The following is a 13,247-nucleotide window of genomic DNA, read 5'->3' as shown; positions in this document are numbered from 1 at the left end:
CGACACCGTGTGACGATCCGCCAACCGCAGCCTCTTGGGGAGCGCCCTGTCTGATGAGCATTGAACTCGGTCACTTCGCCCTCGTCCTGTCTTTCGCGCTGGCGCTGGTTCAGGCGACCGTGCCCATCATTGGCGGACGGCTGAAGAGCGAGGCGCTCATGCGGGTCGGTGAGCCGGCGGCGATCACCGGATTCGCCCTGGTGGCGCTCTCGTTCGCCGCGCTGACAGTGGCCTATGTGCAGTCCGATTTCTCGGTGCTGAACGTCTGGGAGAATTCGCATTCGGCCAAGCCGCTTTTGTTCAAGATCACCGGAACCTGGGGGAACCATGAGGGCTCGATGCTCCTGTGGGTCGTGATCCTCGCCTTCTTCGGGGCGCTTGTCGCCGTGTTCGGGCGCAACCTCCCGCGTTCCCTGCGCGCCAATGTGCTGGGCGTCCAGGGAGCGATCGGCAGCGCCTTCATCCTGTTCATCCTGGCGACGTCCAATCCCTTTGCCCGTCTCGACCCGGCGCCGATGCAGGGACGCGACCTCAATCCGATCCTGCAGGATATCGGCCTCGCCGTTCATCCGCCGCTGCTCTATCTCGGCTATGTCGGTTTCTCGATTGCCTTCTCCTTTGCCATTGCCGCGCTGATCGAGGGGCGCATCGACGCGGCATGGGCGCGCTGGGTGCGGCCATGGACGCTCGCGGCGTGGCTGTTCCTGACGGGCGGCATCGCCATGGGCTCCTACTGGGCCTATTACGAACTCGGCTGGGGCGGGTTCTGGTTCTGGGACCCGGTGGAGAATGCCTCGCTGCTGCCCTGGCTGGGCGGAACGGCGCTGCTTCACTCGGCGCTGGTGATGGAGAAACGCTCGGCGCTGAAGATATGGACGGTGCTGCTCGCGATCCTGACCTTCTCGCTGTCGCTTCTGGGCACGTTCCTCGTGCGCTCCGGCGTGTTGACCTCGGTCCATGCCTTTGCCACCGACCCGACACGCGGCGTCTTCATCCTGATCATCCTGATGATCTTCATCGGCGGGTCGCTGGCCTTGTTCGCCTGGCGCGCGCCCACCCTGTCCGCGGGCGGGCTGTTCCAGCCCGTGTCGCGCGAGGGCGCGCTGGTCCTGAACAATCTTCTTCTCACCACCGCCACCGCGACCGTCCTGGTCGGCACGCTCTATCCCCTGCTGGTCGAGGCGGTGACCGGCGACAAGATCTCCGTCGGCGCTCCCTTCTTCAATCTCACCTTCGGACCGCTGTTCCTGCCGCTCCTGGCCATCGTCCCGTTCGGTCCCCTGCTTGCGTGGAAGCGGGGCGATCTGGCCGCAGTCGCGCAACGCCTTTTCGCGGCGTTCGGCGCAGCGCTGGCAGTGACGCTTCTCGTCTACGTGATCGTCGACCGGACCTCCGTTCTTGCCGCGCTGGGCATCGGGCTGGGCCTCTGGCTGGTGTTCGGCGCCCTGACCGACCTGGCGCTCAAGTCGGGTCTCGGCAAGGTCGCCGCGCCTGTCGCGTTCCGCCGGTTCACGGGTCTGCCACGCTCGGTGTTCGGCACCGCGCTGGCCCATGCGGGATTGGGATTGACCACAATCGGGATCGTTGCCGTGACGACGCTCGAGGTCGAGCGGGTCGTCGCGATGCAGCCCGGCGAAAGCGTCGAGGTGCAGGGTCATGTGCTGCGTTTCGACGGTCTGCAACCGTTCACCGGTCCGAACTACACGGAAGATCAGGGCAGGTTCGTCCTGTCGCGGGCCACCGGCGCGAAGCTCGGCGAGATCGTTTCGTCGAAGCGCTTCTACCCGGCGCGGCAGATGCCGACCACCGAAGCGGGCATCCGCACGCTCGGCCTCAGCCAGCTCTACGTTTCGCTCGGCGACAAGACGCCAAGCGGCGCGCTGATCGTGCGTGTCTGGTGGAAACCGATGGTGACCCTGATCTGGCTCGGGGCGCTGGTGATGATGGCTGGCGGTGCGGTCTCGCTCCTCGATCGCCGTCTGCGCGTCGGCGCACCCATGCCGCGCAGCAAGCCGGTTACGGCAACGCAGGGAAACCGCGCATGACGGCTTCCCTGAAACTGGCGGGCTGCGCTTTCCTCGTCATGACGGCCCTGTGGTCGTCGGCCGCGCTGGCGGTGCAGCCGGACGAGGTGTTGAGTGACCCGGCCCTGGAAGAGCGTGCGCGCGACCTTTCGGCTCAGTTGCGCTGCATGGTCTGCCAGAACCAGTCCATCGACGATTCCGATGCGGAACTGGCGCGGGACCTGCGTGTCCTCGTGCGCGATCGCCTGAAGGCCGGCGACGACAATGAGGAGGTGCTGGACTATGTGGTCGCCCGCTACGGCGAGTTCGTCCTGCTGAAACCCCGGTTCAGCGTCCGAAACGCGCTGCTCTGGGGAACGCCGTTCCTACTGCTCCTGATCGGCGGTTCCGTGATCTACGCCAATGCGCGCATGCGCAGGGCCGAGGGGCCGAAGGCTCTCGACACGGAAGAGGAAGCGCGGCTTGACCGAATCTTGAACAGGTGTGATTGAGCCGCCGCCCCGGAGCCTTTGCCAAACAGGCGAGAGGTCCCTACGCTGCCGGAACGTTTTCTGGAGGCGATGCCATGGCGATCAAGATTCAGCGGCTCGAATTCCCCGGACATTCCGGAGCAACGCTCGCCGCCCGGCTTGATCTGCCGAACGGCCATGTGCGTGGCTATGCGCTGTTCGCCCACTGCTTCACCTGCTCGAAGGATCTGGCCGCGGCACGGCGGATCGCGGCAGAACTGGCGCGCGAGGGCATCGCCGTCCTGCGCTTCGACTTCACGGGACTAGGGTCGAGCGAAGGCGAGTTCGCATCGACGAATTTCTCCACGAATCTCGGCGACCTCGTCTGCGCGGTCGATTTCCTGCGCACCCATTATGCCGCCCCCTCGATCCTGATCGGCCATTCTCTGGGAGGCGCCGCCGTGCTGGCCATCGCCGGCACGATTCCCGAGGTGAAGGCGGTGGCGACGATCGGTGCACCCGCCGACACCGCGCATGTGCTGAAGAACCTGCGGGGACTGCCGCAGGACATCGACGCCGAGGAAACGGTGGACGTATCGATCGACGGCCGCCCTTTCCGCGTCAGCGGGCGTTTCGTCGAGGATGTCAAGGCGCAGAACCTGCTCGACGCCGTCGCGATGATGCGCAAGCCGCTGCTGATCCTGCATGCCCCACGCGACGAGATTGTCGGCATCGACAACGCCACGCGTCTCTTTCTCGCGGCCAAACACCCCAGGAGCTACATCTCCCTCGACGACAGCGATCATCTGCTGAGCAGGCCGCAGGACGCCGTTTTCGCCGCCCGCGTGATCGCCGGCTGGGTATCGCGCTATTGCGACGCCGACGACCCGCAGGGCAATGCGCCCATCGAGCATGTGCGGGTCATGGAAACCGGCGAGGGCCGGTTCCAGAACGCGGTCCAGGCCGGCCGGCACCGGCTCTTCGCCGACGAACCCGAAAGCGTCGGCGGCCTCGACACGGGGCCGTCTCCCTATGATTTCCTGTCCATCGCGCTCGGCGCCTGCACGGCCATGACCCTGCGCATGTATGCCGACCGGAAGGGGCTCGACCTCGGCCGCGTAAGCGTCGACGTGTCTCATGCCAGGGTCCATGTGGACGATTGCGCCGATTGCGCCGAGGAATTGAAAGGGACGGGGCGCATCGACCGCTTCGAGCGCGTCCTTTTCGTCGAAGGCGCCATCGACGACACGCTGCGCGACAAGCTGATCGAGATCGCCGGCAAATGCCCTGTCCACCGTACGCTGGAACGCGTCGCGCATGTGCATACATCCGTCAGCGCCCGGCAGGCCGTCGCGGACGGATGATCCGGCCCGGCCATCGTGAAACATTACGAAAATTTCATCGGCAGGAAATGGCGTCGTAATGTCTTCCTGACTACTTCTGCTTCCGAAACGCTTCGATTTGCGTTGAGATAGGCAGAGTTTCAAAGGAAAGGTCACCATGCACCAGGATGCGAAAAGCCCAGCAACGGAGAAGGGCAGGATTGGCAGGGGACGCAGGCGCCTGATGGCGACGATCGCCTCTGCTGCCATTGCCGGCGCTGTCGGCTTCGGCGTCGTGACCGGCGGCACCGCGCCGGTTCTCGCCGAAGCGGTCCGGCTCCAGCAGCCGGTCCAGGCGCCGAGTTTCGCCGACATTGTCGAGATCGTGTCGCCGGCCGTCGTCAGCGTTCGCGTGAAGGCCAATATCGAGGCCGCTTCCGATGATGGGGGCAGCTCGATGTTCTTCGACATGCCGGGTTTCGACACCCTTCCCGATGGTCATCCCCTAAAACGCTTCTTCCGGGAGTTCGGCGGCAAGCCTGACGCGCGGCAGGACCGCCGCTTCGAGCGCCGCAAGCGCGCCCGCCCGGTATCGCAGGGATCCGGCTTCTTCATTTCGGAGGACGGTTATCTCGTCACCAACAACCATGTGGTCGAAGGCGGCGGCGAGTTCACCGTCGTCATGGACGATGGCACGGAGATCAACGCCAAGCTGGTCGGCACCGATCCGCGCACGGACCTCGCCGTCCTCAAGGTCGACGAGAAACGCACCTTCACCTATGTCGATTTTGCCGACGACGCCAAGGTGCGCGTCGGCGACTGGGTCGTCGCGGTCGGCAATCCGTTCGGCCTCGGCGGCACCGTGACGGCCGGCATCGTCTCGGCGCGCGGCCGTGACATCGGCGCCGGCCCCTATGACGACTTCATCCAGATCGATGCGGCCGTCAATCGCGGCAATTCCGGCGGCCCGGCCTTCAACCTCACGGGCGAGGTGGTCGGCGTGAACACCGCCATCTTCTCGCCCTCCGGCGGCAATGTCGGCATTGCCTTCGCCATTCCCGCCTCCATCGCCAAGCAGGTGGTGCAGGACCTGATCAAGGACGGGTCCGTCGAGCGCGGCTGGCTCGGCGTGCAGATCCAGCCGGTCTCGAAGGATATCGCCGAATCCGTCGGGCTCGACGAGGAGAAGGGCGCACTGGTCGCCGACGCCCAGGAGGGCGAACCTGCGGCCAAGGCCGGCATCAAGTCGGGTGACATCATCATCGCGCTCGATGGCGAAACCATCGCCTCGCCGAAGGAGCTGGCGCGCGCAGTCGCAGGCTATGCGCCCGGCAACGAGATCGATGTGACTGTCTGGCGTGACGGCAAGACCGAGAGTGTCAAGGTCGAGCTGTCGGAGATGCCGGGCGTCGAGACCATGGCTTCGGCGAGGGGCGAAACCCCGCAGTCCAGCCCCATGGCCGCGCAGTTCGGCCTGACGGTGACGCCGGCCGAGACGGGCACGGGCCTCGTCGTCACGGATGTCGAACCCGGCAGCGCAGCCGACGAGCGCGGCATTGCGCCCGGCGACGTCATCCTCTCGGTCAACTCACGCGCGGTGAAATCGGGCAAGGATGTCGAGGACGCCGTCGCTGCCGCCGTCAAGGCCGGCCGCAAGGCGGTTCTCGTCCAGATCGAGCGCGAGGACGCCAGCCGCTTCGTCGCCCTGCCGACCGGCGAGGGCTGACCGCGCAACCCGTCAGGACCCTCTCCGGCGCCTGCGGGGAGGGTCTTTTCGTCCCATCTTGTGCTCGTGCGCCCGCCTGAAAACACCGCATCGCCCGAGGCAAACCGGGTTATAAGAAGCCTATGAAGATTCTTGTCATCGAAGATGATCGGGAAGCGGCGGACTATCTGAAGAACGCTCTCTCCGAGGCCGGGCACACCGCCGACATCGCCCGCGACGGCGACAGCGGCTTTTCGATGGCCGAGACCGGCAGCTACGACATCTACGTCATCGACCGCATGCTGCCGCGCCGCGATGGCCTGTCGATCATCGCCGAACTGCGCGGGACCGGCAACGACACACCGGCGCTCATCCTCTCGGCGCTCGGCGAGGTCGATGACCGGGTGACCGGCCTGCGCGCCGGCGGCGACGACTATCTCACGAAACCCTATGCCTTCTCCGAACTCCTGGCGCGCATCGAGGTGCTGAAGCGCCGCGCCGGCGCCAAGGAGATCGAGACGGTCTATCAGGTGGGCGACCTCGAACTCGATCGCCTGTCCCATGCGGTCCGCCGCGCGGGGCAGGAGATCGTCCTCCAGCCGCGCGAATTCCGGCTTCTGGAATACATGATGCGCCATGCCGGCCAGGTGGTCACCCGCACCATGCTTCTGGAGAATGTCTGGGACTATCATTTCGATCCCCAGACGAACGTCATCGACGTGCATATCTCGCGCCTGCGCGGCAAGATCGAAAAGGGCTTCGACAAGCCGCTTCTGCACACGGTGCGCGGCGCCGGCTACATGCTGAAGGACTGATGGCCCGGCTCGTCGCGATCATGAAGACGACGGCGGCGCGTCTTTCGGCGCTCTACCTGATCCTGTTCGCCGTCTGCGCGACCTTTCTCGTCATCTACATGACCTCGCTTTCGGCGCGGATGCTGGCGGTGCAGACGCGCGACACGATCAACGAGGAGGTGCGGGGCCTCGATCGCGCCTATCAGCGCGGCGGCCTGCCGTTCCTGGTTCGGGTGATCGAATCGCGCGCGCGCCAGCCCGGCGCCAATCTCTACCTCCTGGCCGACACCAACGGGCGCATCCTGTCGGGCAATGTCGAGAGCCTGCAGCCCGGCATCCTGGATGTGGTCGGCTGGACCGAGCGGCCCTTCACCTATAGCCGTTTCGGTGAGGCCGAGACGCGGCTGTCGGCGGGACGTCCCCCGCCGCATGAAGCCATGGCGCTGGTCTTCCGTCTCCCCAACCAGATCATCGTTCTCGTCGGCCGCGATCTCGGCGAACCCGAGCAGTTCCGGCGCGTCATGCAGCGCGCCCTGGTGGTGACGCTCGCCATCATGTGCCTGGGCGCGCTCCTGATCTGGTACTTCGTCGGCCGCCGCGCGCTGAAGCGCATCGACCGCGTGTCGGCCGCGAGCCGGCGCATCATGGCCGGCGACCTGACGCGCCGCCTGCCGGTGTCGGGCGCCGGCGACGAGTTCGACCGTCTCTCCGAGAACCTCAACAAGATGCTCGACAGGATCGCCGCGTTGAACGAGGGGCTGCGGCAGGTGTCGGACAACATCGCCCATGATCTGAAGACGCCCCTGACGCGCCTGCGCAACAGGGCCGAAGCCGCGCTGGCGGGGAACCCGAAGGCGAGCGGCTATCGCGAGGCGCTGGAGCGCAACATCGCCGAATCCGATCAGCTCATCCGCACCTTCAACGCCATATTGATGATCTCGCGCCTGGAGGCGGGCTATTCCGCCGAAGCGGTCTCGGCCATCGACCTGCGCGCCATCGTCGCCGATGTGGTCGAGCTCTACGAGCCGGCGGCGGAAGAGCAAGGCGTGACCCTGGAGGCCGTCCTCAACGGGCCGGTGAAGCTGCAGGGCAACCGCGAGCTGATCGGCCAGGCGCTGTCGAACATCGTTGACAACGCGATAAAATACTCGGCCGGCGCCACCGGGGCGCCGTGCGTCGGCGTGGCGCTCGAAACGGCGGCCGGCGGCGAGGTTCGCCTGACCGTCAGCGACAACGGACCCGGCGTTCCTTCGCAGGACCGCGAGCGCGTGACGGAGCGTTTCGTCCGGCTCGAGGAAAGCCGCACCCAGCCCGGTTCGGGCCTCGGTCTCAGTCTTGCAAAGGCGGTGATGACATTCCATGGTGGGCATCTCGCGTTTGCCGACAACGACCCCGGTCTTGCGGTGACAATGGTGTTTCCCGCCAGCGCACAGGCCTGATTTTCGGAAGCGTTTCCGCCGGGTCCTGCGTCTGGCCCGAAGGCTCCCGAAAGGATGCGTGAATGGCGCCCAGCGCTGCGGACGGACATGTGTGGTTCGGACAACCGGTCGTCGCGTTGCCGCCGATCGAGGCGGAGGACGGAACGGAGGCGCTGGAGATCGTCGCCGAGGCCGCCCGCGATGGTGGCTGCGAGAGGCTCGCAGCCCTGCTCGGCGGCAAGGCGCTGCTGGCATCCTTCCTGTCCACCGTGTTCGCGCTGTCGCCCTTCCTGCGCGATTGCGCGCGGCGCAACCCTGAGGCGCTCGAGGCCCTGTTCGACACGCCGCTCGACCGGCGTCTGGAGAGCCTGTTCGGCGACATCGAGGCGTCCTCCTTCGTCGAGGGGCAGAGCGAGGGCGGGATGATGAAGGCGCTGCGCGGCTTCAAGGCCGAGGCGCATTTCCTGATCGCCCTTGCCCGGCTCGCCGGTGCCGCCGACACGGCGCTCACCACGCGGCGGCTGAGCAGGCTCGCCGACGCCTGCGTCGGCGCGGCGGTGAACTATCTCCTGCTCGATGCGCACCGCGCCGGCAAGCTCACGCTGCCCGATCCCGCTCATCCCGCAAACGGCAGCGGCTGGGTGCTTCTCGCCATGGGGAAGCTGGGCGCCGACGAGCTGAACTTTTCCTCCGACATCGACCTGATCGTGCTGATCGACCCGCAGGCGCCGGCGATCCCGGAACCCTATGAAGCGGTCGACCTGTTCGTCCGCCTGACGCGCCGGCTGGTCCGCATCCTCCAGGACCGCACCGAGAACGGCTATGTCTTCCGTACGGATCTGCGGCTGCGCCCGGACCCGGGCTCGACGCCGCTCGCCCTGCCGGTGGAGGCGGCGCTGCACTATTACGAGAGCCGCGGCCAGAACTGGGAACGCGCGGCGATGATCAAGGCCCGGCCCATCGCCGGCGACCTGTCCGCCGGCGCGGCCTTCCTGAAGGAGCTGCAGCCCTATGTCTGGCGCAAATATCTCGACTACGCGGCCATCGCCGACGTCCATTCGATCAAGCGCCAGATCCACGCGCACAAGGGCCATGGCGAGGTCGCGGTCAAGGGACACAACGTCAAGCTCGGGCGCGGCGGCATCCGCGAGATCGAGTTCTTCGTCCAGACCCAGCAGTTGATCGCGGGCGGCCGTTTTCCTGCCCTGCGCGGCCGCCAGACGGTCGGGATGCTGAAGGAACTCGCCGCCTGCGGCTGGATCGACGCCGAGGCCTGCGAAGCGCTGACCCGCCAGTACTGGTTCCTGCGCGATGTGGAGCATGCGCTGCAAATGGTCGCCGACGAGCAGACCCATACCCTGCCGGAAGACGATGAAGGGCTGGAGCAGATCGCCCGGTTGCTCGGCTTCGAGAGCGCCGACGCCTTCTCGGACGTGTTCCGCCAGTCGCTGCGTCTGGTGGAAAAGCACTATGCGGCGCTGTTCGAGACCGCACCGCAGCTTTCGCGCGGCATCGGCAATCTGGTGTTCACCGGCGACGTCGACGATCCCGGCACGCTGGAAACACTGAGCGAACTCGGCTTCGAGCGCCCCAGCGACATGTGCCGCGTCATCCGCGGCTGGCACTACGGGCGCTACCGGGCGACCCAGTCGGCCGAGGCCCGCGAGCGGCTGACCGAGCTGACCCCGGCGCTGCTCGAGGCGTTCGGGCGCACGCGGCGGGCCGACGAGGCGCTGCTGCGCTTCGATGCCTTCCTCGGCGGCCTGCCGGCCGGCATCCAGCTCTTCTCCCTGCTCCAGTCGAACCCGGCGCTGCTGGAAATGCTGGTCAGCATCATGGGGGCGGCGCCGCGCCTTGCCGCCATCATCACCAAACGGCCGCATGTCTTCGACGGGCTGCTCGATCCCGCTTTGCTGTCGGAACTCCCGGACCGCGCCTATCTCGGCGAGCGGCTGGAGGCGTTCCTTGCCGGCGCGCAGCTCCATGAGGAGATCCTCGACCGGCTGCGCATCTTCGCCGCCGAGCAGAAATTCCTGATTGGCATCCGCCTCCTGACCGGCGCCATCGATGCCACCCGGGCCGGCAAGGCCTTCTCCGACCTGGCGGATCTGACCGTCGGCGCCGCGCTCGATGCGGTGATCGCCAACTTCGCCGTGCGCCATGGCACCGTCCCCGGCGGCAAGGTCGCCATTCTCGGCATGGGCAAGCTCGGCAGCCGCGAGCTGACGGCCGGCTCCGACATCGATCTGATCTTGCTCTACGACCACGCGCCGGACGCCGAGCAGTCGGACGGCGAGAAGCCGTTGGCCCCGTCCGAATATTTTGCGCGCCTGACGCAGCGCCTGATCGCGGCCGTCTCGGCGCCGACCGCCGAGGGGGTTCTCTACGAACTCGATCTCCGGCTGCGCCCCTCCGGCAACAAGGGGCCGGTGGCGACGCAGATCGAGGCCTTCGGCCGCTACCAGCGCCAGGACGCCTGGACATGGGAGCACATGGCCCTGACGCGGGCGCGCGCCGTCGCCGGCGACGCCGAGCTCCGCGCGGCAGTCGAGGCCGAAGTGGCGGCCATACTCGCCACTCCCCGCGAGCGCGGCGCGGTCTTCGCCAAGGCGGTGGAGATGCGCGCGCTGCTGGAAGAGGAAAAGCCGCCGCGCGACCTCTGGGACCTGAAACTCGTCCCCGGCGGCTTGATCGATCTGGAGTTCATCGCCCAGGCGGCGGTGCTGGCGGGATGCTGCGAGGAGGGAACCGTTTCGACCGCGACGGTCGATGTCCTCGTACGGCTTTCGCCCGGTTTCTGCGCGCCGCAACCGCGTCAGGAACTGGTCGATGCCCACCAGCTCTACACGATGCTGACGCAGACGACGCGCCTGTGCCTCGAGGGCGGGTTTGACCCGGAGGAAGCGCCGCCCGGTTTCGCCGATCTCCTGCTGCGCCAGACGGATCTGCCCGAACTGACGGTGCTGGCTGCCCATGTCGAGGAGACCGCGGCACGCGTGCGCGGCCATTTCGAGAAACTGCTGGGCGCTGTCGGCTGAATGGCGCCAGAGGGCGCCGGGGGCTGAGCGGTGTCAGGCGGCGGCCGGCGCCTTGCGCTTCTCCTGGGTGGGGATGCGCACGGAAACCACCGTGCCGACGCCTTCGGTGGAGCGGATCTTGAGGATGCCGCCATGCAGCTCGGCCAGCGAGCGGGAGATCGCGAGGCCGAGACCAGAGCCGGTATGGTTCTTCGAGAACTGGTTCTGCACCTGTTCGAACGGGCGGCCGAGCTTCTTCAGCGCCTCGGGCGGGATGCCGCAGCCCGAATCCTCGATGGTCAGCGTCACCGCCCGGCCGACCTTGCGCGCCCGCATCGTGATGTGTCCGCCTTCGCCGGTGAATTTCACCGCGTTGGAGAGGAGATTGATGACGATCTGCTTGATCGCTCTGCGATCGGCGAACAGCGTCATCGTTTCGGGGATGTCGGCCTTCACCTCGATCGACTTTTCCGCCGCCTGCAGCACGATCACCCGCATCGTCTCGCGGATCATCGGGCACAGGTCGATCTCCTCGCAATCGACCGAGAACTGGCCTGCCTCGATCTTCGACATGTCGAGAATGTCGTTGATGACGCCGAGCAGATAGGAGCCGCTCGAGCAGATGTCGCGCACATACTCCTCGTAGCGTTCCGAGCCGAGCGGCCCGAAAAGCCCCGATTCCATCACTTCCGAGAAGCCGATGATGGCGTTGAGTGGCGTCCTGAGCTCGTGGGACATGTTGGCGAGGAATTCCGATTTGGCGCGGTTCGCCGCCTCGGCGCGCTCGGTCTCGCGCATGTATTTGCGGTTCAGTTCGCTCAGCTCCCGCGTGCGTTCCTGCTCGGCCCGGCGCGCGATGCTGAGATCGTGGATCGTCGCCATCAGGCGGCGCTCGCTGTCCACCAGCTTGCCCTGATGCTGCTTCAGCTGCGTGATCTCGGTTCCGACCGACACGGTGCCGCCGTCGCGCGTCTTCAGCTCGGTGACCTGCAGCCAGCGCCCGTCCGAAAGCTGCCGCTCATAGGTGGCGCTGTTGTTGGTGCCGGATGCATTCACCAGGCGCCGCTCGGAGCGGTAGGCCGGGATCAGCGCTTCGATGTCGCGCCGCCGCGCGCCCGCCACGATCACCGACGGATCGATCCCGGTATCCTGCTGGAACTTGCTGTTGCACATCACCAGCCGCTCGGCATAGTCCCACAGAACGAAGCTCTCGGTGATGTTCTCGATCGCGGTGCGCAGCCGCTGGTCGGCCGCTTCCGATTTCTGGACCAGCGTGCGCTGCTCGGTGACATCGACCGCGATGCCGATCAGATGCAGCTCGGGCGCCTGCGGATCGACCACCTGCGCGCGGGCGCGCATCCAGACCCAGTGACCGTCCGCATGGCGCATGCGGAAGACGCGGTCCACATGGTCGATCTCGCGCGCCATGATGCGGTTGGCGAGGTCGAACAGGTCGCCGTCCTCGGGATGGATGATCGTCGACACCTCGCCGAAGGATAGCACCTCCTCGGTCGGCTCGTAGCCCAGCATGTCGAACATCGACCGCGACCAGAACATCTTGCCGCGCACCATGTCCCAGTCCCACAGGCCGCATTTGCCACGCACCATGGCCATGTCGACGCGCTGATGCGCCTCGAGATAGATGCGGTCCGCTGCCTGCGCGCGGGCCGCCTGGCTGAAATAGGCGTAGAGGATGACCATCAGTATCCCTGCGGTCAGCGCGAACAGGGTGACGTTCAGCGAAACGGCGCGCCGCCATTCGGCGAACAGCGCGTCGCGCGAGGTCAGCGCCACGGCAGCGCCGTCCTGGCCCGGCACGTGCACCAGCGAGACCAGCCATGGCGCGCCGTTGATCGTCACGTCCATCACGCCGGCACGGGCGCCGAACAGGAACAGCGGCTGGCCGCCGGTCAGCACGTCTTCGAGCGCGCGGCCCATCAGGCTCTGGCCGTTGGCCGAACTGGCGATGACGCCGAACCCTGCATCGGTCACCGCGAGCACGTGCCGCTCCGTCGAGCCGGTGCGCCGCGCCGCGTCCTCGATCAGCATGCGGGCGCGGTGCGTCTGGTTGTCGCCCTCGGCGGTTTCGATCGCCAGCGTCGCGGCCAGGGAGTCGGCGGCCAGCGCCAGCATCGTGCGCGCGTCACGCTCCATGTCGTCCCGCCAGGTCAGCAGCGACAGGAACCGTGCGGCCGCGACGACCAGCAGGAAGATGATGATCAGGATCGGGATTGAACGGCGCAGATAGGGCTCGACCGCCAGCAGGCGTTCATAGGCCGGGGCAGCAATGATTTTGGCGTTTCCGGCCAGTCCCATGCGCGGTTTGCGTCGGGGTCGTGAAAAGGCAGAGATACCCCCGATCAGGGGTACAGCCCATCCCTGCGCCTTCGCCATCCGACGGGCTCCCTCGTTCCTCGTTAAGTCAGGTGATTCGGTACCGCCTACAGCCGAATCATCCATAAGGAATCAAAGGTGATTCGCCTTGTCCAGTAGCGATCGTAAAAAACTACCTAACGGG

The 13,247-nt window shown here is 66.6% G+C and carries 8 protein-coding genes; 7 read left to right on the top strand and 1 reads right to left on the bottom strand.

Translation table 11 applies throughout. The features are described from left to right. Positions 1–53: 53 nt before the first annotated feature. The 7 genes from NA2_RS05540 (at position 54) to NA2_RS05510 (ending at position 10,750) form a co-directional block, all read left to right on the top strand. Complete coding sequence (locus tag NA2_RS05540; RefSeq protein WP_008595116.1) at positions 54–2,045, top strand: heme lyase CcmF/NrfE family subunit; 1,992 nt, start codon at positions 54–56, stop codon at positions 2,043–2,045. Further along, complete coding sequence (locus NA2_RS05535) at positions 2,042–2,515, top strand: cytochrome c-type biogenesis protein (protein ID WP_008595115.1); 474 nt, start codon at positions 2,042–2,044, stop codon at positions 2,513–2,515. The genes NA2_RS05540 and NA2_RS05535 overlap by 4 nt, the downstream gene beginning before the upstream one ends. Before the next feature lie 74 nt (positions 2,516–2,589). Further along, the gene (locus NA2_RS05530; protein ID WP_008595113.1) at positions 2,590–3,837 is read left to right on the top strand and encodes a bifunctional alpha/beta hydrolase/OsmC family protein; all 1,248 of its coding nucleotides are present in this window, start codon (positions 2,590–2,592) and stop codon (positions 3,835–3,837) included. 136 nt (positions 3,838–3,973) lie between these two features. Next, entirely contained in the window at positions 3,974–5,521 is a 1,548-nt protein-coding gene (locus NA2_RS05525; RefSeq protein WP_008595111.1) for a Do family serine endopeptidase, read from the top strand. Positions 5,522–5,643: 122 nt separating this feature from the next. After that, positions 5,644–6,315 (top strand): response regulator transcription factor, encoded by a 672-nt coding sequence (locus tag NA2_RS05520; RefSeq protein ID WP_008595109.1) that lies wholly within the window; start codon positions 5,644–5,646, stop codon positions 6,313–6,315. Beyond that, on the top strand, positions 6,315–7,733 hold the full coding sequence (locus NA2_RS05515; RefSeq protein ID WP_008595106.1) for a sensor histidine kinase: 1,419 nt from the start codon (positions 6,315–6,317) through the stop codon (positions 7,731–7,733). The genes NA2_RS05520 and NA2_RS05515 overlap by 1 nt, the downstream gene beginning before the upstream one ends. Positions 7,734–7,795: 62 nt before the next feature. Then, positions 7,796–10,750, top strand: coding sequence for a bifunctional [glutamine synthetase] adenylyltransferase/[glutamine synthetase]-adenylyl-L-tyrosine phosphorylase (locus NA2_RS05510; protein ID WP_008595104.1), 2,955 nt, complete (start codon positions 7,796–7,798; stop codon positions 10,748–10,750). A gap of 33 nt (positions 10,751–10,783) precedes the next feature. On the opposite strand, the gene NA2_RS05505 is transcribed toward NA2_RS05510, so the two are convergent. Beyond that, on the bottom strand, positions 10,784–13,123 hold the full coding sequence (locus NA2_RS05505; RefSeq protein WP_040676869.1) for a PAS domain-containing sensor histidine kinase: 2,340 nt from the start codon (positions 13,121–13,123) through the stop codon (positions 10,784–10,786). Positions 13,124–13,247 lie beyond the last annotated feature (124 nt).

The organism is Nitratireductor pacificus pht-3B (genome assembly GCF_000300335.1).
GTDB classification, from domain to species: domain Bacteria; phylum Pseudomonadota; class Alphaproteobacteria; order Rhizobiales; family Rhizobiaceae; genus Nitratireductor; species Nitratireductor pacificus.
The sequence above is the reverse complement of the archived record's forward strand: the minus strand, read 5'-3'. Positions and strand labels throughout refer to the sequence as shown.